Here is a 20,210-nt window from a genome sequence, read left to right as displayed (position 1 = left end):
ATCCTCTTTTTTCTAGAGGTATTGCCAAAGTGGAGGGCATCTCATGAGTGAGGGAAGAAGCGGGGAGTTGAAGTGGGCTTGCCCGCTTTCTCCTCTGCCAGGAAAAGAAAGGGTGGAAATGTGAGGGAGACGGATAATATTTCAGTGATAAAAGGGGTCGGCGAAAAGACAAAAGGGTTGTTTGCCAAGCTTGGTGTGCACACTGTTGGAGAACTCATCCGGCTATTTCCAAGAGGATACCAGCTCTACGAAAGACCAAAGCCCATCCAGGAGCTAAAGGAGGGAGAGGTGGCCACGGTTTCCGGAGTGATCAATGGAGCGGTAAAGACCGGGGGAAACCGTTTCCGACAGGTGACTACTATTTGTTTGAAGGATGAGAGCGGGAGTATAAAGGTTCTTTGGTTTCGCATGCCTTTTTTGAAGAATACATTGCGGCCCGGAGAGCGTTTGATCGTGCGGGGGAAACTGGTGAGAAAGCGGGAAGGACTTTTGATGGAGCATCCGGAGATGTTTTTTCCGGCGCAGACATATGAGAAAAAGCTGGACACGCTGCAGCCGGTGTATCCTCTGACCGCAGGTCTTACGAACAATCAGGTCATGAAAATGATGAGCCAGGCTCTGGAGAAAATTGAGCTTGAACAGGAATTTCTTCCAGAGGACATGCGGATGAAATATAAGCTGGCAGAATATAATTATGCGTACCGCGGCGTGCATTTTCCAAAAGATAAGGAGCAGCTTTTTTATTCCAGAAAAAGGCTGGTCTTTGAGGAATTCCTTTTGTTCATCCTGACTCTTCGGAGGATCAGACAGAAGAATGAGAAGATGAAAAATTCTTTTATGTTTCAGCGCCAGCCACTGCTTGAAAAATTTGTAGAAGACCTGCCTTTTGAGTTGACTGGAGCACAGAAGAGGGTTTGGGGGGAGATAGAAAGGGATATGAATGGAGCGCATGTCATGGCAAGGCTGATCCAGGGAGATGTGGGCTCGGGAAAGACCATTCTCGCTGTCCTTGCGCTGTTCTATGCTGGACTGAATGGATTCCAGGGAGCGCTGATGGCGCCTACGGAAGTGTTGGCAAAACAGCATTATGAGGGGATATCAGAACTTTTGGAAGTGCATGGACTGAATCTGAAAGTTGAGCTTTTGACGGGCTCCATGCGTGCAAAAGAAAAAAGGGAAACTTACGAAAGAATCCGAAACGGCGAGGCATCACTTATCATTGGAACCCATGCCCTTATCCAGGAGAAAGTAGAGTACAAAAACCTTGCCCTTGTTGTGACGGATGAGCAGCACCGGTTTGGTGTCAAACAAAGAGAGACTCTGGCGGCAAAAGGCAGAGAGCCCCATATTCTTGTTATGAGTGCCACGCCGATTCCGCGCACTCTTGCCATTATCCTCTATGGGGAACTGGATATTTCCGTGGTCGATGAATTGCCGAAAGACCGTTTGCCTGTAAAAAACTGTGTGGTGGATACCAGTTACCGGAAGAATTCCTATCGTTTTATGAGACAGCAGGTGGAGGAGGGCAGACAGTGCTATGTCATTTGTCCGATGGTGGAGGAGAGCGAGGCTATGGATGCGGAAAATGTCACTGACTATGCAAAGATGCTGGAGGAAGAGATGGGAGACGGGCTGCGGATTGCATGTCTGCACGGAAAGATGAAACAGAGTCTGAAAGATGAGATCATGGAGGCGTTTGCCAAAAAGGAGATCGATATCCTAGTGTCCACGACCGTCATTGAAGTTGGTATCAATGTGCCAAATGCAACAGTGATGATGGTGGAAAATGCAGAGCGGTTCGGACTTGCCCAGCTCCATCAGCTAAGAGGCCGGGTGGGGAGAGGAGCGCACCAGTCTTACTGTATTTTTATGACTGCGTCAAAATCAAAAGAGACAAAAAAGAGACTCGAGATTTTGAATCACTCCAATGATGGATTTTTTATTGCAGGAGAAGATCTGAAACTGAGAGGGCCGGGAGACTTGTTTGGGATCCGGCAGAGCGGCTTGATGGATTTTCAGATTGCAGATGTCTTCCAGGATGCAGATGTGCTGAAACTTGCAAACGATGCGGCAGGTGAGATCCTGGAAAAAGATCCGGAACTGGAGGAATCTGAACATGCGATGTTGAGGGAGAAGATTGAACGGTACTCAGAGGGTATTGTTCTTGAAACTACCTTATAAATATATGGAAAAAGCGTATCGGTATGAGCCTTTTTCGGCGGATACCGATACGCTTTTTAATTTCTGAAACGTCAGATGTCAAAAGATGATTTCACTATTTGCCGGCCATCTGTTTTTCCTGCTGCTCGATCATCTTCTTCACCATATAGCCTCCGACAGAACCGTTCTGTCTGGAAGTGAGGTCGCCGTTGTATCCTTCTTTCAACGGAACACCAAGTTCATTTGCTACCTCGTATTTGAATCTGTTCAACGCTTCCTTTGCTTCTGGTACTGCTGCTCTGTTTGATGAATTACTATTCATAATCGATTTCCTCCTTTGTTGTAACATATTGTTTTTGTGTTACGATGGTAGTATGTGAGCAAAAAGAATCTTTTAAACTAGTAAATTTTGCCTGTTTTTTTGAAAAAAGCGCGATTGAAATGTACGGTTTTGAGAAAAAGAACATTGACTTTTTCGTTCTACAAACATAGAATAAATATGTGAGACAAAAACAGAAAGTGGGGAAATACATGAGACAGATATCAAATGCGGAGATGGAAGTGATGCTGGCGGTGTGGAATATGGGCAGGACAGTCACATCCGCGGATGTGATCGCCTGTTTGGACAGAAAAGACTGGAAGAAAACATCTGTGCTGACATTTTTGTCCCGGCTTGTGGATAAAGGTTATTTGTCCTGTCAAAAAGAAGGCAGAGTCAATTACTATGCACCGCGGATTACATATGAAGAATTTTCTAAAAAAGAAGGAAGGATGATGCTCAAAAAGCTTTATCACAATTCTGTGAAAATGTTTGTCTCCACCTTGTATGACGGAAAAGAGCTTGATATGGAAGAGATTGAGGAGCTCAAAACTTATTTGGATTCATTGGAAAAGGGAAGGAGGAAATGAAAATGACAAGGAAAAGAAAAAAAGGAAAGAGGATGGCCGCGATCTTGTTTGCGGTTGTGGCTGTCTTGGTGGTTGCAGCGGTTGTGGCGCTGTTCGTGGTAAAGAATTCCAAAAAGAATAGAGTCAGCGCACAGGATACATTGAAAAATTATTTTCAGCTTGTGGAAGACAAAAAGTATGAGGATATGTACAGCTATCTCTCCGACAGTGCGAAAAAGGAATTTTCAAAAGAAGAGTTCGTAGAAAGAAATCAAAAAATCTACGATGGAATCGGATGTACCAAGATTCAGATCAAAGTGTCAGAGGAAGAGTCTGAGATTTCCGGTAACAAGGCTAGACTGGTCTACACCACAACCATGCAGACACTTGGCGGAGAAAGTACTTTTGAAAATACAGCAGATCTTACGAGAGATAAGGAAAAGCAGTTTAAATTAGAGTGGAATTCCAATCTTATCTTTCCAAAGCTTTCAGAGAAATGCAAAGTCAGAGTGGACACCGCTCCGGCAAAGAGAGGGAGCATTTTAGACAGAAACGGGAATGTTCTTGCAGAGGACGGGGAAGTTTCGGAAGTGGGGCTCGTTCCTGGGAAATTGCCGGAAAACAAGGAGGAGACAATCCAGAAGATTGCGTCTATCCTTGATATGACCGCTGAAGATATCAACAATGAGCTCTCAGCATCCTGGGTACAGGATGATTCATATGTGCCGCTTAAGAAGATGGCAAAAGACGACACGGAGAAAGAAACTGCTCTTTTGCAATGCAAAGGTGTGCTCATTCAGACGGTGGAAGGGCGCGTCTATCCGTACGGCGAGGCAGCCGGACACTTGACAGGCTATGTGCAGAGCATCAACGAAGATCAGCTAAAGGAATTGGAAGGACAGGGTTACAGCAGCGGGAGTCTCATTGGAAAGGCCGGACTTGAGAAGGTGTATGAGGAGCAGCTGCGCGCAAAGGATGGATACTCGATCTATATAGAGGATGAGGAAGGAACGCTTGTGGGAACGATCGCCTCAAAAGATGGGGAAGATGGAAAAAATATCACAGTCAGTATTGACGTTTCCCTTCAGCAGAATCTTTACAATGCATTCAGGGACGACTGCGGTGCGGATGTGGCGATGGATCCAAAAACAGGGGAAGTACTTGCGCTTGTCAGCACACCTGGGTATGACCCGAATGAATTTATCTGGGGCATTTCCGATGCAAGGTGGAAAGAATTAAACGATGAGAACGGAAAACAGCCGCTGACCAACCGTTTTTTGGCGTCCTGGGTTCCAGGTTCCACCTTTAAACCAGTCGTGGCCATGATTGGGATTACAAAAGGAAAACTTGATCCGAATGAGAATTTCGGATATGAGGGACTTTCCTGGCAGAAGGATGAAAGCTGGGGAGGGTACCATGTGACGACCCTTACAGATTACGGCAGTGAGGCAAATATGAAAAATGCACTTATTTTCTCCGACAACATTTATTTTGCAAAAGCTGCGCTGAAGATCGGAGCAGAAGATTTGATCGACGGTTTTCGGTCTATCGGATTTTCTGAGAAAGTGCCGTTTGAGCTGGCTTTGACAGAGTCTACGTTTGGAACGGATGATAAAATTGACAATGAGATCCAGCTTGCAGACACTGGATATGGGCAAGGTCAGGTGCTTGCAAATCCGGTTCATCTTGCGAGCATTTACACAGCGCTTTCCAACAACGGAAACATGATAAAGCCGACACTTCTTCTGACAGACGGAACGGGAGAGGTGTACAAAGAAAACGTCTTTTCACAGGAGGCGGTAAGCCAGGTCAAAGATGCACTTGTACAGGTTTTGGAAAATCCAAGGGGGACCGGGCATGCTGCATATCTGGACGGCCATAAGCTCTTTGGAAAGACAGGAACTGCGGAGACAAAACAAAGCAAGGATGAGGAGGGAGCCACAGAGTTTGGATGGCTGGCATGCCAGACCGATGAAAGTGAGGAAAAGCAGCTTGAAATTATCAGTATGGTGCAGGATATCCAAGGCAAAGAGCACGGTTACATCAATGCAAAGATACGTGAGATTTTTGCCGCCTACTTACAATAGCAAGCATTGACAAGCCGGTCCACAATCTATATAATATACGGGAAATCTAGCGAAAAAGAGGGAGTTTATGAGAGTGATAGCAGGCAGTGCCGGAAGTCTGAAACTGAAGACGCCAGAAGGCATGGACACGAGGCCGACGACGGACCGTATCAAAGAGACATTATTTAATATGATTTCCCCCTATCTTTGTGACTGTAATTTCCTGGATCTGTTTGGCGGCAGCGGGGCCATTGGGATCGAAGCGCTCAGCCGGGGAGCCAAAAGGGCTGTCTTTGTGGAGAAGAATCCAAAAGCAGTGGCATGTATCCGAGAGAATTTACAGTTTACAAAGCTGGAAGAAAAGGCAGAAGTTATCGCAAAAGATGCACTGTCCGCCATCGGATATCTTGAAGGCAGAGGTGTTTTCGACTATATTTTTCTGGATCCGCCTTATCTGAAAGGAATGGAGAGAGAAGTACTTCAAAAGCTCAAAAAGACGGACATTGTCGGACAGGATACGGTCATCATTATCGAGGCGGCATTGGAGACCGATTTTTCCTGGCTTTTGGAAGAAGGATATCATTTGATCAAGATAAAAAAGTACAAGACAAACATGCATGTGTTTGTGGAGAAGGAAGGGGACGGAATATGTTAAGAGCAGTTTACCCGGGCAGCTTTGATCCGGTTACATTCGGACATCTGGATATCATTCGCCGTTCCTCCAAGACCGTCGATGAACTGGTCGTCGGCGTGCTCAACAATAATGCGAAAATTCCGTTGTTTTCTGTAGAAGAACGTGTTAAAATGTTACATGAAGTCACGAAAGAATTCCAAAATGTGAAGGTGATGCCATTTGAAGGACTGTTGGTCGAGTTCGCGAAATCGCTGAACGCGCAGATGGTCATTCGGGGCTTGAGAGCCATCACAGATTTTGAATATGAGCTGCAGATGGCGCAGACAAATCATAAACTGGCGCCGGATGTAGAGACGGTGTTTTTGACGACGAGTTTAAAGTATTCATATTTAAGTTCAACGACAGTGAAGGAGGTAGCTGCTTTCGGGGGAGATATTTCCCAGTTTGTGCCGGAGTATGTTGCCGATAAAATACAAGAGAAAATGGAAAAGAAGGAGTGTAAATCATGAGCAGCCGTATTGAGCAGATTATCGAAGAAATCGAGGAGTATATTGACAATTGTAAATTTCAGCCATTGTCTACCACAAAAATCATTGTAAATAAAGATCAGATGGATGAACTTTTGCGTGAATTGCGCATGAAGACACCGGATGAGATTAAACGTTACCAAAAGATCATTGAGAATAAAGATGCTATCCTTGCAGATGCAAAGGCAAAAGCAGAGAGCACAGTGAAGGATGCGCAGAAACAGGCATCGGATATGGTAAGCGAGCATGAGATTATGCAGCAGGCATATGCGCAGGCGAATGAGATCGTGATGGCTGCCACAGAGCAGGCACAGGAGATTTTGGACCGTGCGACAACAGATGCGAATGAGATACGCACAGGGGCGATGCAGTACACCAATGACCTTCTTTTGAATGCAGAGGAGATTCTTGGCAATACACTGGAGAGCTATACAAGCAGATATGAAAGCCTTGTGGGAGCGCTGCAGGAGTGCTACCAGACCGTGCGCACAAACCGTGCATCTTTGGAGATGCCGGGGGAGGCCCAGGTTCCGGATGCAGATTATGCAGAGGGAGCCATCGACAATCGATAAAACTATTACAAAAGAAACATACAGTAAAGAAAAGTCATAAGGCTGGTGACCGCTGCGGTCACCAGTTTTTCTATTATGTAAGGGAAAATCGGGATTTTTGTTCCGTTCAGCATGCAGCTCGTCTGGGCAATGGCGCAAAATCCTCCAAAGGCGCTCAAGGCAAGAAGAGAAGAAAGTTTGACTGGAAGAGCGAGTGAGGACTGCGCCAAAAGGACTACTCCGTTTGTGAGCTCAAGGGATGGAAGAACTCCCAGTGTCCAAAGCACAGAGTCCGGGAAAAGTCTTGCAAAAAACTGAAGAATGATGGAAAAGATCATAATGTAGCCGCCCACTTTGGTGACAGTCTCAAAGCTGTCCATGATACAGTTATCCACAATAGAGAAATTCCATTTCCGGGACAAAGGTTTGAGCGTTTGTATGGAAGAGATTCCTTCGTTTTTCGTGTCTGAATGGTCCCGGTAAAAAGGTCGGAATAGAAAACTGCACAGAATGCAGGAGCCGCTGACTAATAGGATGGAAGGAATGACAAATTCCTGAAGCCCTAGGTTTTGCAGGATGACAAAGTTCATAAGAAAAGCGGGACTTGTGTTGTTGCAAAAAGAGAGAAGGTAACAGCCTTCCCTCGTGCTTAGATAGTTCATTTTTACAAGGTCAGCGGTTGTTTTTGCGCCCATCGGATACCCGCATAGGAAACCTGCGATGATCGGAAAGGCTGCGTGAGGAGAAGTGCCGAAAATTTTGGAGAGTGCAGGACCAAAAAAGCAAGAAAGATAAAAAAGAGCGTTCGTCTGGATCAAAAGTCCGGAGATGAGTACAAAAGGCAAAAGTGTTGGGAGGACTGTCTGAAACCAAAGGAGGATGCCAAGGCTGGCACCCTGAAACACAGATTCCGGATTGAGGAGCATAATAAAAAAGACACAGATTGGAAGGATTTTGAAGGAGAAAAGTTTCATAACAGTCCTCTGAATGGTTGTTGATACAGTCTATGGAATGCTGCGAATTTTTATTCCTTTGCATCATAGGATAGGAGAAAAAGGATTTTTTAAATGCGAATAAGACGGTATGGAAAACTTTTTCTTATCTTATGTATGGTGGCTTTTGTGGATGTGTGTGGTATCACGAGAATACTTTTCTTAGCATCCCTCAATGATCTGAACATAGAAAGCGTGCAAAGTGAACTATTTCGCAGCCATGTGCTGGATGAAGAATTCCTCGGTTTCATACAGAAAAGCGGGAAACCGGCCCTCTACAGTGGACTGTATTTTCTGGAAAAGGGTGCAGTTCATGGTAAAAAACCAAAGCCATACAACGAAGAGCATTTTAAGAAACTGGAAAAAAAGTGGAGAAAGAGTAGTTTCTACAAAGAGTATATTAGCCTGTGCGAGGCAATTTGGAGTGACGTAGTCTATTTTCCTGTTCCGCTCTCCACTGCCCGTCCTTCCTTAAATGTCTCCTATGTGGACAGCTGGATGTATACGAGGACCTACGGAGGAAAAAGGGGGCATGAAGGGACGGATATCATGGCGTCCGAAAATAAAAGAGGTCTCTACCCGGTTGTCAGTATGACGGACGGAAAAATCGTGAACAAAGGGTGGCTTCCAAAAGGGGGATGGCGGCTTGGCATCCAAAGCGAACACGGGGGGTATTTCTATTATGCACATCTGGATTCTTATGCTGATGTGGAGGTGGGGGATCAGGTAAAGGCAGGAGATATCATCGGTTTTATGGGAGACAGCGGATACGGTGAAGAGGGAACTGTGGGGATGTTCCCAGTACATCTGCATCTGGGCATCTATATTTACCCGGATGGAAAAGAGACGAGTATCAATCCGTATTGGATATTGCAATATCTTGAAAATTCAAAATTAAAATCTTCATATTTCTAGAGAATTTACAGTGAGTATGATATACTAATACGAATGGAGGAACAAAGATGAATTTACCAGTAGAATTTACGGATAAAATGAAAAGATTATTGGGGGCAGAGTACGAAGATTATATTGCCTGTTACAAGGAGCCAAGGTGGTACGGACTTAGGGTGAACACTTTGAAGATCAGTGTGGAAGAATTTGAAAAAATCTGCCCTTTTGAAATAAAAAAAATTCCGTGGATAGACAACGGATTTTATTATGATGGAGAAAAGGAACAGCCGTCCAGACATCCCTATTATTTTGCAGGACTTTACTATCTGCAGGAGCCAAGTGCGATGACGCCTGCAAACAGGCTGCCGGTGGAGCCGGGAGATAGGGTGCTGGATGTCTGCGCAGCCCCAGGAGGAAAAGCAACGGAGCTTGGAGCAAAACTTGGAAGAGAAGGCATCCTTGTGGCAAACGACATCAGCAGTTCCAGGGCAAAGGGGCTTTTAAAAAATATTGAAGTTTCCGGCATCGGCAATGTATTGGTCTCAAGCGAGGAGCCGGGAAAATTAGAAAATTATTTTGCAGAATATTTTGATAAAATTCTGATTGATGCTCCTTGTTCGGGAGAAGGAATGTTCAGGAAGGATAAAAAGGTAATAAAGGCGTGGGAGGAGCATGGGCCTTCCTTCTTTGCGAAGATTCAAAGAAATATCATTACCCAGGCTGCCAGGATGCTCAAAAAAGGCGGATGGATGCTCTATTCCACCTGCACTTTTGATGAGGAAGAAAATGAAGGAACGATCCGTCATCTTTTAAGAGAATATCCGGAATTTACCATACAGCCGATAGAGCCGTACGAAGGATTTGAAAAGGGACTTAAGGGAAAATCAGGGGAGGATGAGCTGGAAAAGACGGTTCGTATCTTTCCTCATAAAATGCACGGGGAAGGCCATTATCTCGCTCTGCTTAAAAAAGGAGATCCAGCAGAGAAAGAGATTTTGAAAAAATCCGGAAAAAGGCCAAAAAAACTTCCGGAGGAACTTTTAGAGTTTTTAAAGCAAGTAAGAACTCCGATTTCTTTGGAAAGACTTGAGATTTACAAAGAGAGAGTGTACCTGATGCCGGAAGGTCTGCCGGATGTGCAGGGACTCCGATTTCTTAGAACAGGCCTGTATCTTGGAGATGTGAAGAAAAACCGGTTTGAACCAAGTCAGGCTCTTGCCATGTATCTTCAAAAGGGAGAATATCCGTTTTGTGTTGATCTGTCCTGCCAGGATGAACGGGTGATGCGTTATCTGAAGGGGGAGACCATTGATGTGGATGACGTGTGCGCACAAAAAGAAAAGGGATGGAGACTCGTCTGCGTGGATGGATATCCGCTTGGATGGGGCAAGCTTGCAGGAGGAACTTTGAAGAACAAATACTTACCGGGATGGAGATGGGCATGATACGTCTGGATAAATATCTTGCGGACATGGGAGCCGGGACAAGACAGGAAGTAAAAAAATATATCCGCCAGGGAAAAGTGTATGTGGATGGCAGCAAAGTTACAAAGCCGGAGTTTAAGGTGGAGCCAAATGAGCAGGAAGTGTCATTGGACGGAGATAAAATCTGCTATGAGGAATTTGAGTACTATATGCTCTACAAACCTGCCGGATACGTGTCTGCTACACAGGACAAAAAGGAGAAAACCGTGTTGGAGCTCATAAAGGAGAAAAAACGCAAGGATTTGTTTCCGGCAGGGCGTTTGGATAAGGACACAGAAGGCCTGCTTTTGATCACCAATGATGGAGAACTGGCCCACAGGTTGTTGTCGCCGAGGAAACATGTGGACAAAGTCTACTATGCAAAGATTCAGGGCATGGTGGATGAAAGAGACATCCGGATTTTTGCAGAGGGAATGGATATCGGAGAGGGAGAGAGGGCGAAACCTTCCAGGCTTTGCATATTATCTTCAGGGGAAATTTCAGAGATTGAGCTGACCATTCAGGAAGGCAAATATCATCAGGTGAAACGGATGTTTGAATCAGTGGGGAAAAAGGTATTGTACTTAAAGAGACTTTCCATGGGAAGTCTTTGGCTGGACAAAAGTCTGAAACCAGGCGAATACAGAAAGCTTACGAATGAGGAGCTGAATGAATTATGTTAAAAGATATAAAAGCAGTGATCTTTGATATGGACGGGACACTTGTGGATTCCATGTGGGTGTGGGCTGCAGTGGATGAAGAGTACATGAAAAAATACGGATTAAAAGAGCCTGATAATTTCCATGAGGAAATGGAGGGCATGAGTTTTGAAGAGGTGGCAGCGTATTTTCTTCGCATTTTTCCCGTCATTCCTCTGACGCTGGAAGAGCTGAAAGACGACTGGCACCGCATGACTGCAAAGAAATACAAAGAGGAAGTGGCGCTGAAAGCGGGAGCACAAAATTTTCTTGGAATGTTAAGAAAGAGAGGAATCCGCACTGGCATTGCCACAAGTAATTCCAGGGAGCTGGCGGAAATGGTGTTAGAGGCAAGGGGAGTGAGGGAACAGTTTGACTGTGTGCTCACTTCGGACGAGGCAAAAGCCGGAAAACCGGCGCCGGATGTGTACTTAAAAGCAGCTGACATCTTGAACGTACATCCAAAAGACTGTCTCGTGTTTGAGGATGTTCCAAAAGGAATTCTGGCCGGAAAAAATGCGGGTATGAAAGTGTGCGCTGTGTACGATGAAGCATCAAAAGGCCAGGAAGAGAAAAAAAGAAAGCTGGCAGATTACTATATAAGAAGTTTTGAAGACATAAAAAATAACACCTATGAGGTATTGTAGATGAATCAGGAATTTTTACCGATATGTAAAGAAGAGATGAAAGAAAGAGGATGGGAGAGGCCAGACTTTGTCTATGTATCCGGGGATGCCTATGTGGACCATCCTTCCTTTGGGCACGCGATCATTACCAGACTTTTGGAGGCAAACGGATATAAAGTTGCCATGATCGCGCAGCCGGATTGGAAAAACAAAGAGAGCATCATGGAATTTGGTGAGCCGCGCCTTGGCTTTCTTGTTTCTGCGGGCAACATGGATTCCATGGTAAACCATTATTCCGTGTCGAAAAAACGGAGAAAGACGGACGCCTACACACCCGGAGGGCTGATGGGAAAACGTCCGGATTATGCGACTGTTGTGTACTGTAATCTGATCCGCCAGGTGTACAAAAAAACACCGGTCATCATTGGGGGAATTGAGGCAAGTCTTCGCAGGCTCGCACATTATGATTACTGGTCGGACAAACTGAAACGTTCTATCCTTCTGGATTCCGGAGCGGATCTGCTCTCTTATGGAATGGGAGAGCGTTCCATTTTGGAGATTGCAGAGGCCTTGGATGCAGGGATTGACGTAAAGGATATCACATACATTGACGGTACAGTCTGCAAGGTGAAAAGCCTGGACAATGTGTACGATGCCCTTGTGCTGGAATCTTATGATGATCTGAAGAAGGACAAGAAAAATTATGCGAAAAGTTTTTATACGCAGTACTGCAACACAGATCCATTCCAGGCAAAACGCCTGGTAGAGCCGTACTCAGATCATCTGTTTGTGGTGCAGAATCCGCCGTCCAAACCGCTTGATCAGACAGAGATGGACAGGGTGTACAGTCTTCCGTATATGAGAACATACCACCCTTCCTATGAAAAGGATGGAGGAGTTCCGGCGATCCAGGAGGTCAAATTCAGCCTTATCAGCAACAGGGGATGTTTTGGCTCGTGCAGTTTCTGTGCGCTTACCTTTCATCAGGGGAGGATTATCCAGACGAGGAGCCATGAATCTTTGTTGTCAGAAGCCAGAAAGTTTATATGGGATGAAGATTTCAAAGGTTATATCCACGATGTGGGCGGGCCGACCGCAAATTTCCGCGCTCCGGCGTGCAAAAAGCAGCTCGTCCATGGTGCGTGCAAAAACAGACAGTGTCTTTTTCCGACACCTTGCAAAAATATGGATGTGGATCACAAGGATTATCTTGATCTTTTGCGCAAACTTAGGGAACTGCCGAATGTGAAGAAGGTGTTTATCCGCTCCGGAATCCGTTTTGACTATTTGATGGCGGACAAAGATGTTACTTTTTTCAGAGAACTGTGTGAGTACCATGTCAGCGGACAGCTGAAGGTAGCGCCGGAACATGTGTCGGATGCAGTGCTTGCGCGTATGGGAAAACCAAAAAACAGTGTGTACCGCGCTTTTACACAGAAATACAAAAAGATAAATGAACAGATTGGGAAAAAGCAGTTTTTGGTTCCCTATTTGATGTCATCCCATCCGGGGTCTACACTAAAGGAAGCAATCGAGTTGGCGGAGTATTTAAGAGATCTTGGCTACATGCCTGAGCAGGTGCAGGATTTTTATCCGACACCGTCCACAATTTCCACTTGTATGTACTATACAGGTCTTGATCCAAGAGATATGAAACCAGTTTATGTGCCGGTGAATCCACACGAGAAGGCTATGCAGAGGGCACTCATTCAGTACCGGAACCCAAAGAATTACGATTTGGTTTTGGAAGCTCTTGAGAAGGCAGGCAGAATGGATTTGGTAGGATATGACAAAAAGTGCTTGATCCGACCGAAAAAAGGTTATACGGGACAAGGGAAAGGAAAAGAAACCGGGGGCAGAGAGAAACCAAAGAAAAAGAAGACGATACGTAATGTCCACAAGAAAAAAGCACGGACGAGGTGAGAGGATGAATATTGCTTTGATCACAGGGGCCTCCTCAGGAATCGGAAGAGAGTTTGCAAAACAGATTGCAAAAAAATGGCGTCATATTGATGAAATCTGGGTGGTTGCAAGGCGTAGAGAGCGCCTGGAAACTTTGAAAAAACAATGCGGATTGACCATAAAGATCGTGTGTGCAGATTTGCTTTTGGAGGAAGGATATCTTCTCCTCAAAAGGGAGTTGAAGGAAAATAGACCGGCTGTGCGTATTGTAGTCAATGCGGCAGGAGTTGGAAAAGACGGAACCATAGCGGATATGGACTGGGAGGTCCAGGAGGAGATGATACAATTAAATTGTCTGGCACTATCCAGGGTGACAAAGATATGCCTTCCTTATCTGTCTGTGGGCAGCAGAGTGATTCAAGTGGCATCTGCCGCGGCATTTGGACCACAGCCAGGGTTTGCTGTATATGCTGCTACAAAGGCATATGTATTAAGTTATTCCAGGGCCCTTGCCGAGGAAGTAAGGGGAAGAGGAATCATTGTGACAAGTGTCTGCCCAGGGCCTGTAGATACAGAGTTTTTTGGAAAAGACGGAAAACCTGTTTCCAAGTTAAAACAAAAGTCAATGGCAAAGCCAGAGGATGTTGTCAGAAAGGCACTTTTGGACAGTGCCAAAAAAAAGAGGCTGTCCGTGTATAAGCCTTCCATGAAAGCGGTTCATGCAGCGTGGAAGGTGATGCCGACAACGTGGATGCTGTTGTTAATGAAAAAATTTTTATAAGGGGTTTTACAGATGAAGATTACAAAAGGGTGCGCAGGATATGTGGATAAGAGAAAGAAACAGCTGATTACTATGGCTGTCATTGAGTTTGGGATCGTCATTGCGATTTTTATTTTAGGGTATGTGCAGACAAAGACAAGGCTGAACCTTTTGACAGTGGTGGCCATTTTGGGTTGTCTTCCGGCGTCAAAAGCATTGGTCGGGGTGATCACGATCTTCCCGTATAAGTCGGTTCCAAACAAGGTGAGAAGGGAGATTGATGTAAAGGGACATCTTTTGACTCCTGTGTTTGACACAGTGATCACAAGCTATGAAAAGGTTCTTCCCGTAGATTGTTTTGTCATCTCAGATAACATTGTATGTGGATATACACACCACAAAAAAGTCGATGCGGAATATGCGGCAAGACATATCAAGGTCATGTTGGAACAAAATGGGTATCCAAAAGTGACAGTCAAGATCTTTCAGGATTATACAAAGTTTATAGCGAGGGTGGAAGGCCTGAACAGTATGCGGAAAGTGGACCATGAGCAGAATCAGAGAAAAGAGGAAGGCATAAAAAGGGTTTTGTTGAATATATCCATGTAGAGGAGAGGAAGATGCAGGAAGTACAGATTACAAAGCAGGAGGAAGGGCAGCGCCTAGACAAATTTTTGGCAAAATATTTAAATGAGGCGCCAAAAAGTTTCCTCTATAAAATGTTGCGCAAAAAGAATATTGTCCTGAACAAAAAGAAAGCAGACGGCAGAGAGAAACTCAAAAGCGGAGACAAGGTGCAGTTTTTTCTGGCGGATGAGACAATTGAGAAATTTTCTTCTGTGAAAGTGCAGAGGATAAAACCTGTAAAACTCAACATTATCTATGAGGATAAGGATGTGTTGATCGTGAATAAGCCAGCCGGCATGCTCTCGCAGAAAAGTGCACCGCAGGACGTTTCTCTCAATGAGTATGTGATCACATATCTTTTAGAGAGTGGTCAGATCACAGAGGAGATGCTACGGACATTCCGCCCATCTATCTGCAATCGCCTGGACAGAAATACGAGTGGACTGATTGCTGCTGGAAAAAGTATGGCAGGTCTTCAGCAAATGGGAAAGCTTTTCCATGACAGAGGAATGAAAAAATACTACCGTTGTCTTGTAAAAGGAGTTGTTGACAGGGAAGAGCATGTAGAAGGATATCTATGGAAAGACGAAAAGAACAATCAGGTGTATGTTTCAAGAGAAGAAAAAGAAGGCGCAAAAAGAATTGAGACAACGTATACGCCTTTGTGGACAGCAGACGAAGTGACATTCCTGGAGGTGCATTTGATCACGGGAAGGACACACCAGATCAGGGCGCATCTTGCCAGTAAGGGACATCCGATCGTTGGGGATGGAAAATACGGGGATGCGGAGGTAAATACAAAATATAAGAAAAAATATGGTCTGACGCACCAGTTTCTCCATGCCTATAGAATGGAGATGCCGAAGATGGAAGGCGAACTTTCAAATCTTTCCCAAAAAACATTCACTGCTGTGCTGCCAAAAGAACTGGAGAATATTTGTAAAGAGATTAGGAGATAGAATGGGAACATGGAATTCAAGGGGACTTCGGGGCTCTACCCTGGAAGACTTTATCAACCGCACAAATGAACGATATCAGGAGATGGGACTTGCCCTGATCCAAAAGATACCGACCCCCATAACCCCTGTGCGCATTGACAAGACACACCGTCACATCACGCTTGCCTATTTTGAACAGAAAAGTACAGTGGACTATATTGGCGCTGTCCAGGGAATCCCTGTATGTTTTGACGCAAAAGAGTGCGGGAGTGACACCTTTCCCCTGCAGAATGTGCATGAACACCAGGTAGAGTTTATGGATGCTTTTGAGCGCCAGGATGGGATTGCGTTTTTGATCATCTATTATAGTATGCGCAACGAGCTGTACTATATGAGGTATATGGAGCTGAAAAAATTCTGGGAACGTTCACAGGGCGGAGGACGCAAAAGTATCCGGTTTGAGGAATTGGACCCGGAATTTTTTATGGAACTGAAAAATGGATGCATGGTGCCGTATCTGGATGCCATCCAAAAAGATTTAGATACGCGTGAAACAAAAGAAAAATAAGTTTCTTGACATTCGTTTTAGAAATTTGTATAATGACACTTAGTTTATTGTGGTAGCACGATAAAGTGTACGGATTGGAGGAATGCAGATGAAGAATCAAATTATACATACACCGGAAGGAGTAAGGGATATCTACAATAAAGAATGCAAAAAGAAATTATTGATACAGAAAAGACTTCACCGGATGCTGCATTTGTATGGATATCAGGATATCCAGACACCGACATTTGAGTTTTTTGACGTGTTCCGCAAAGAAATCGGCACGATTCCGTCAAAAGAACTGTATAAATTTTTCGACCGGGAAGGAAATACCCTCTCTCTTCGTCCGGATATTACGCCTTCCATTGCAAGGGCAGCGGCCACGCTTTTTGAGCATGAGGAAGTGCCGGTGAGGCTTTGTTATATGGGAAATATTTTCATCAATCATTTCAGTTATCAGGGACGCCCAAAAGAGAGTACGCAGCTTGGCGGGGAGTTTATCGGAGAGGATTCTGTGGACGCGGATGCAGAGATGATTGCCCTGGTGGCGGACTGTTTAAAGAGTGCAGGCCTTGAAAAATTTCAGGTCACAGTCGGTCATGTGGATTTTTTTGAGAGTCTGATGAATGAGGCGGCCATGGATGCAAAAACCGAAGAGCAGGTGCGCACACTCGTATCCAACCGGAACTATTTTGGAGTACTGGAGATTTTGGATACGCTGTGCGTCAATCAAAAGGTAAAGGAAGCATTTGAACATCTGGAGGAGATGACCGGTGGAATCGAGGTTCTGGAAAAAGGCAGGCAGTACAGCCTGAATACAAAAGCGGCGTCTGCTGTCAAAAGACTGGAAAAAATCTATGAGGTTTTGAAAGCATACGGAGTGGAGGAATATATTACTTTTGACCTGAGTATGAGCGGCACTTACGGATACTATACAGGACTTATTTTTAGGGCATATACATTTGGGACAGGTGACGCCATTGTAAAGGGCGGACGATACGACCATCTGATCGAAAAATTTGGAAAGGAATCCCCATCTGTGGGCTTTGCTATTGTGGTGGATGAGCTTGTGAACGCATTGGAAAGACAGAAAGTGGAGATTCCGATCAAAGATGACAATACATTGATACTCTATGATAAAAAGAAAAGAATGGCTGCCATTTCCCTGGCAAAGGAATTCAGGGACAGCCAAAAGAATATAGAGATGATGAAAAGAGACCCCGAACAGGATTTGGAAGTCTACGCACAACACGGAAGACAAAATGGCGCAGGCAGCATGATCTATCTGGAGGAGGATGAGCAGATATATATGGAAAATCTGCAGAATGGTCACAAAAAAATTTTAAAGAAAAAAGGAGAGTAGGGAGGGATTTATATGAGATATCTGACATTTGCACTCTGCAAAGGGAGGCTGGCAAAAAAGACACTGGAATTGTTGGAAAAACTGGGAATTACATGCAATGAGATGAAAGACCCTGCCTCCCGAAAACTGATATTTGTCAATGAGGAGTTGAAATTAAAGTTCTTTCTCGCAAAAGGGCCGGATGTCCCTACCTATGTGGAATATGGTGCTGCGGATATCGGAGTTGTCGGAAAGGATGTTATCATAGAAGAGGGGAAAAAGGTACACGAAGTACTCGATTTAGGATTTGGTACATGCCGGATGTGCGTGTGCGGACCAAGCGAGGCAAAGGCACTTCTTTCCAATCATGAGTTGATCCGTGTGGCGACAAAATACCCCAATATTGCAAAAGACTACTTTTATAATAAAAAGCACCAGACTGTGGAGATCATCAAATTGAACGGGTCCATTGAGCTTGCTCCGATCGTGGGGCTTGCTGAAGTCATTGTGGATATTGTGGAGACCGGTTCCACTTTGAAGGAGAACGGACTTGAGGTTTTAGAGGAAGTATGCCCGCTCTCTGCGCGGATGATCGTCAACCCTGTCAGCATGCGCATGGAGAATGAAAGGGTGCGAAAACTGATCACTGATTTGAGAAAATTATTGTTGGAGGAGCGATAGGATGAGGATTCAGAAACTGGACAAAACATCAAAGATGAATGTGTTAAATGATCTTTTAAAGAGAAGTCCGAATCACTACGGACAATATGAAGAACAAGTTGCCGCTATCTTAAACGAAGTAAGGACGAAAAAGGACGAGGCGCTTTTTGAATATACAAAAAAGTTTGACCATGCCGACATCAGTGCGGAAACGGTTCGTGTGACAGAAGAAGAGATTGAGGAAGCGTACCGTATGGTGGATGCGTCTTTGGTGGAGATCGTAAAAAAAGCATTGGTGAACATCCGGGATTACCATGAGAAACAAAAGCAGTACAGCTGGTTTGATACAAAACCGGATGGATCGATCCTAGGACAGAAGGTGACACCGCTGGCCCGTGTAGGCGTATATGTCCCTGGAGGAAAGGCAGCATACCCGTCCTCTGTGCTTATGAATATTATGCCTGCAAAATGTGCAGGCGTGGATGAGGTTGTGATGGTGACACCTCCGGGAAAAGATGGGAAGGTCAATCCGACAACACTTGTGGCCGCAAAGGAGGCGGGAGTGGATGTCATATACAAAGTAGGAGGTGCGCAGGCAATTGCTGCCCTTGCCTATGGAACAGAGAGCATTCCGAAAGTGGATAAAATCGTGGGGCCTGGCAATATTTACGTGGCCCTGGCAAAAAAGGCAGTGTACGGACATGTGAGCATTGATTCCATTGCCGGACCAAGTGAAATCCTTGTGATCGCGGATGAGAGCGCCTGCCCAAGATATGTGGCAGCGGATCTGCTCTCCCAGGCAGAGCACGATGAGATGGCCTCCGCAATTTTAGTCACAACGAGCCGGGAACTGGCAGAACAGGTGTCAAAAGAAGTTGAAATCTTTACAGAGCAGCTTTCCAGAAAAGAGATCATTCAAAAATCATTGGACAATTATGGATATATTTTAGTTGCAGAAACAATGGAAGAGGCGATTGATACGGCGAACGAGATTGCATCCGAACATTTGGAGATACAGACAAAGGATCCATTCGAGGTGATGACAAAAATTCAGAATGCAGGGGCGATTTTTATCGGACCGTACAGCAGTGAACCGCTGGGAGATTATTTTGCAGGGCCAAACCATGTCCTTCCGACGAACGGAACGGCAAAATTTTTCTCTCCTTTGTCTGTGGATGATTTCATCAAAAAATCGAGTATTATCTCTTATTCGAGAGAAGCGCTTGAAAAGCTGCACAACGACATCGAGGCATTTGCAAAGGCAGAGAAACTGACTGCACATGCCAATTCCATTCATGTACGTTTTGAAGAATAGAAAGCAGGTGGATAAGATGAAGAACCGGATCGCGACATGTAAACGGGTGACAAAAGAGACGCAGATTGAGCTGACATTGAATCTGGACGGCACAGGGAAGACGGATATCCATACCGGAATCGGCTTTTTTGACCATATGCTGGAAGGAATGGCGCGCCATGGACTTTTTGATCTGGCGCTTTATGTAAAGGGAGATACTCATGTAGACTGCCATCATACAATAGAAGACACCGGAATTGTCCTTGGTCAGGCGTTTTTAAAGGCGCTTGGTGATAAAAAAGGAATCAAACGCTACGGATATTTTATACTGCCGATGGACGAGACACTTGCCCTTTGCGCAGTGGATCTGTCAGGCCGGCCGTATCTGAACTATCAGACAGAATTTACGGTGGATGCTCTTGGAGACATGGACACGGAGATGGTCAGAGAATTTTTCTATGCCATCTCCTATGGAGCAATGATGAATCTGCATCTGAAGATTTTGGATGCAGGGAACAACCACCATATGTGTGAGGCGCTATTTAAAGCTTTCGGAAAAGCTATGGATATGGCAGTTCAGGAGGAACCGCGGATGGAGGATGTCTGGTCCACAAAAGGCAGTCTTTAGTTGAGAACAATAGAAA

General features: G+C 45.0%; 21 protein-coding genes. 19 read left to right on the top strand and 2 right to left on the bottom strand.

The features are described 5' to 3' along the window. The first annotated feature begins 120 nt into the window (after positions 1-120). Positions 121-2,181, top strand: coding sequence for an ATP-dependent DNA helicase RecG (gene recG, locus B5F18_RS02105; protein WP_087156002.1), 2,061 nt, complete (start codon positions 121-123; stop codon positions 2,179-2,181). Between the two features lie 94 nt (positions 2,182-2,275). Here recG and B5F18_RS02100 read toward each other — a convergent pair whose 3' ends face one another. Continuing rightward, positions 2,276-2,482: an alpha/beta-type small acid-soluble spore protein gene (locus B5F18_RS02100; RefSeq protein ID WP_087156001.1), complete on the bottom strand. Its 207-nt coding sequence runs from the start codon at positions 2,480-2,482 to the stop codon at positions 2,276-2,278. A gap of 209 nt (positions 2,483-2,691) precedes the next feature. On the opposite strand from B5F18_RS02100, the gene B5F18_RS02095 reads away from it, so the two are divergent. From B5F18_RS02095 to B5F18_RS02075, 5 genes are all read left to right on the top strand, one after another. Further along, a complete protein-coding gene (locus B5F18_RS02095) occupies positions 2,692-3,069 on the top strand; it encodes a BlaI/MecI/CopY family transcriptional regulator (RefSeq protein WP_087156000.1) in 378 nt (125 codons plus the stop codon). A 2-nt stretch (positions 3,070-3,071) separates the two neighbouring features. Continuing rightward, positions 3,072-5,135: a penicillin-binding transpeptidase domain-containing protein gene (locus B5F18_RS02090; RefSeq protein WP_242955783.1), complete on the top strand. Its 2,064-nt coding sequence runs from the start codon at positions 3,072-3,074 to the stop codon at positions 5,133-5,135. Between the two features lie 67 nt (positions 5,136-5,202). Beyond that, a complete protein-coding gene (gene rsmD / locus B5F18_RS02085) occupies positions 5,203-5,769 on the top strand; it encodes a 16S rRNA (guanine(966)-N(2))-methyltransferase RsmD (protein WP_087155999.1) in 567 nt (188 codons plus the stop codon). Next, positions 5,763-6,257 (top strand): pantetheine-phosphate adenylyltransferase, encoded by a 495-nt coding sequence (gene coaD / locus B5F18_RS02080; protein ID WP_087155998.1) that lies wholly within the window; start codon positions 5,763-5,765, stop codon positions 6,255-6,257. Before rsmD ends, coaD begins: the two co-directional genes overlap by 7 nt. Then, a complete protein-coding gene (locus tag B5F18_RS02075) occupies positions 6,254-6,847 on the top strand; it encodes an ATPase (RefSeq protein WP_087155997.1) in 594 nt (197 codons plus the stop codon). The genes coaD and B5F18_RS02075 overlap by 4 nt, the downstream gene beginning before the upstream one ends. 5 nt (positions 6,848-6,852) lie before the next feature. On the opposite strand, the gene B5F18_RS02070 is transcribed toward B5F18_RS02075, so the two are convergent. Next, positions 6,853-7,800 carry a nucleoside recognition domain-containing protein gene (locus tag B5F18_RS02070; protein WP_087155996.1) on the bottom strand — a complete coding sequence of 316 codons (948 nt, stop codon included), beginning with the start codon at positions 7,798-7,800 and terminating at the stop codon, positions 6,853-6,855. Positions 7,801-7,893: 93 nt separating this feature from the next. Between B5F18_RS02070 and B5F18_RS02065 the strand changes: the two genes are divergently transcribed. The 13 genes from B5F18_RS02065 to hisB all read left to right on the top strand — a co-directional run bounded on the left by B5F18_RS02065 (position 7,894) and on the right by hisB (position 20,194). Beyond that, positions 7,894-8,733, top strand: coding sequence for a M23 family metallopeptidase (locus B5F18_RS02065; RefSeq protein WP_242955782.1), 840 nt, complete (start codon positions 7,894-7,896; stop codon positions 8,731-8,733). A gap of 47 nt (positions 8,734-8,780) precedes the next feature. After that, complete coding sequence (locus B5F18_RS02060; protein ID WP_087155995.1) at positions 8,781-10,154, top strand: RsmF rRNA methyltransferase first C-terminal domain-containing protein; 1,374 nt, start codon at positions 8,781-8,783, stop codon at positions 10,152-10,154. Continuing rightward, a complete protein-coding gene (locus B5F18_RS02055; protein WP_242955781.1) occupies positions 10,151-10,855 on the top strand; it encodes a pseudouridine synthase in 705 nt (234 codons plus the stop codon). Before B5F18_RS02060 ends, B5F18_RS02055 begins: the two co-directional genes overlap by 4 nt. Then, positions 10,849-11,517 (top strand): HAD family hydrolase, encoded by a 669-nt coding sequence (locus tag B5F18_RS02050; protein WP_087155993.1) that lies wholly within the window; start codon positions 10,849-10,851, stop codon positions 11,515-11,517. The genes B5F18_RS02055 and B5F18_RS02050 overlap by 7 nt, the downstream gene beginning before the upstream one ends. After that, positions 11,518-13,419 carry a YgiQ family radical SAM protein gene (locus B5F18_RS02045; RefSeq protein ID WP_087155992.1) on the top strand — a complete coding sequence of 634 codons (1,902 nt, stop codon included), beginning with the start codon at positions 11,518-11,520 and terminating at the stop codon, positions 13,417-13,419. Next, a complete protein-coding gene (locus B5F18_RS02040; protein ID WP_242955780.1) occupies positions 13,388-14,179 on the top strand; it encodes an SDR family NAD(P)-dependent oxidoreductase in 792 nt (263 codons plus the stop codon). The genes B5F18_RS02045 and B5F18_RS02040 overlap by 32 nt, the downstream gene beginning before the upstream one ends. A gap of 12 nt (positions 14,180-14,191) precedes the next feature. After that, positions 14,192-14,767 carry a hypothetical protein gene (locus B5F18_RS02035; RefSeq protein WP_087155991.1) on the top strand — a complete coding sequence of 192 codons (576 nt, stop codon included), beginning with the start codon at positions 14,192-14,194 and terminating at the stop codon, positions 14,765-14,767. 11 nt (positions 14,768-14,778) lie between these two features. Next, positions 14,779-15,744, top strand: a complete 966-nt coding sequence (locus B5F18_RS02030; RefSeq protein ID WP_087155990.1) for an RluA family pseudouridine synthase — start codon at positions 14,779-14,781, stop codon at positions 15,742-15,744. Between the two features lies 1 nt (position 15,745). Then, a complete protein-coding gene (locus B5F18_RS02025; RefSeq protein WP_087155989.1) occupies positions 15,746-16,291 on the top strand; it encodes a Holliday junction resolvase RecU in 546 nt (181 codons plus the stop codon). Between the two features lie 88 nt (positions 16,292-16,379). Continuing rightward, entirely contained in the window at positions 16,380-17,633 is a 1,254-nt protein-coding gene (hisZ, locus tag B5F18_RS02020; protein ID WP_087155988.1) for an ATP phosphoribosyltransferase regulatory subunit, read from the top strand. A 12-nt stretch (positions 17,634-17,645) separates the two neighbouring features. Beyond that, positions 17,646-18,293, top strand: a complete 648-nt coding sequence (hisG, locus tag B5F18_RS02015; protein ID WP_087155987.1) for an ATP phosphoribosyltransferase — start codon at positions 17,646-17,648, stop codon at positions 18,291-18,293. Position 18,294: 1 nt separating this feature from the next. After that, on the top strand, positions 18,295-19,587 hold the full coding sequence (gene hisD, locus B5F18_RS02010) for a histidinol dehydrogenase (protein WP_087155986.1): 1,293 nt from the start codon (positions 18,295-18,297) through the stop codon (positions 19,585-19,587). Between the two features lie 16 nt (positions 19,588-19,603). Beyond that, entirely contained in the window at positions 19,604-20,194 is a 591-nt protein-coding gene (gene hisB / locus B5F18_RS02005) for an imidazoleglycerol-phosphate dehydratase HisB (protein ID WP_087155985.1), read from the top strand. Positions 20,195-20,210 lie beyond the last annotated feature (16 nt).

The sequence above is a fragment of the Lachnoclostridium sp. An181 genome, assembly GCF_002160325.1.
GTDB lineage: Bacteria > Bacillota > Clostridia > Lachnospirales > Lachnospiraceae > An181.
The sequence above is the reverse complement of the archived record's forward strand: the minus strand, read 5'-3'. Positions and strand labels throughout refer to the sequence as shown.

Bases quoted from the DNA above. Each gene is read 5' to 3' on its own strand.
- B5F18_RS02100 (WP_087156001.1), bottom strand. From the start codon at position 2,482: ATGAATAGTAATTCATCAAACAGAGCAGCAGTACCAGAAGCAAAGGAA.
- B5F18_RS02095 (WP_087156000.1), top strand. From the start codon at position 2,692: ATGAGACAGATATCAAATGCGGAGATGGAAGTGATGCTGGCGGTGTGG.
- B5F18_RS02090 (WP_242955783.1), top strand. From the start codon at position 3,072: ATGACAAGGAAAAGAAAAAAAGGAAAGAGGATGGCCGCGATCTTGTTT.
- rsmD (WP_087155999.1), top strand. From the start codon at position 5,203: ATGAGAGTGATAGCAGGCAGTGCCGGAAGTCTGAAACTGAAGACGCCA.
- coaD (WP_087155998.1), top strand. From the start codon at position 5,763: ATGTTAAGAGCAGTTTACCCGGGCAGCTTTGATCCGGTTACATTCGGA.
- B5F18_RS02075 (WP_087155997.1), top strand. From the start codon at position 6,254: ATGAGCAGCCGTATTGAGCAGATTATCGAAGAAATCGAGGAGTATATT.
- B5F18_RS02070 (WP_087155996.1), bottom strand. From the start codon at position 7,800: ATGAAACTTTTCTCCTTCAAAATCCTTCCAATCTGTGTCTTTTTTATT.
- B5F18_RS02065 (WP_242955782.1), top strand. From the start codon at position 7,894: ATGCGAATAAGACGGTATGGAAAACTTTTTCTTATCTTATGTATGGTG.
- B5F18_RS02060 (WP_087155995.1), top strand. From the start codon at position 8,781: ATGAATTTACCAGTAGAATTTACGGATAAAATGAAAAGATTATTGGGG.
- B5F18_RS02055 (WP_242955781.1), top strand. From the start codon at position 10,151: ATGATACGTCTGGATAAATATCTTGCGGACATGGGAGCCGGGACAAGA.
- B5F18_RS02050 (WP_087155993.1), top strand. From the start codon at position 10,849: ATGTTAAAAGATATAAAAGCAGTGATCTTTGATATGGACGGGACACTT.
- B5F18_RS02045 (WP_087155992.1), top strand. From the start codon at position 11,518: ATGAATCAGGAATTTTTACCGATATGTAAAGAAGAGATGAAAGAAAGA.
- B5F18_RS02040 (WP_242955780.1), top strand. From the start codon at position 13,388: ATGTCCACAAGAAAAAAGCACGGACGAGGTGAGAGGATGAATATTGCT.
- B5F18_RS02035 (WP_087155991.1), top strand. From the start codon at position 14,192: ATGAAGATTACAAAAGGGTGCGCAGGATATGTGGATAAGAGAAAGAAA.
- B5F18_RS02030 (WP_087155990.1), top strand. From the start codon at position 14,779: ATGCAGGAAGTACAGATTACAAAGCAGGAGGAAGGGCAGCGCCTAGAC.
- B5F18_RS02025 (WP_087155989.1), top strand. From the start codon at position 15,746: ATGGGAACATGGAATTCAAGGGGACTTCGGGGCTCTACCCTGGAAGAC.
- hisZ (WP_087155988.1), top strand. From the start codon at position 16,380: ATGAAGAATCAAATTATACATACACCGGAAGGAGTAAGGGATATCTAC.
- hisG (WP_087155987.1), top strand. From the start codon at position 17,646: ATGAGATATCTGACATTTGCACTCTGCAAAGGGAGGCTGGCAAAAAAG.
- hisD (WP_087155986.1), top strand. From the start codon at position 18,295: ATGAGGATTCAGAAACTGGACAAAACATCAAAGATGAATGTGTTAAAT.
- hisB (WP_087155985.1), top strand. From the start codon at position 19,604: ATGAAGAACCGGATCGCGACATGTAAACGGGTGACAAAAGAGACGCAG.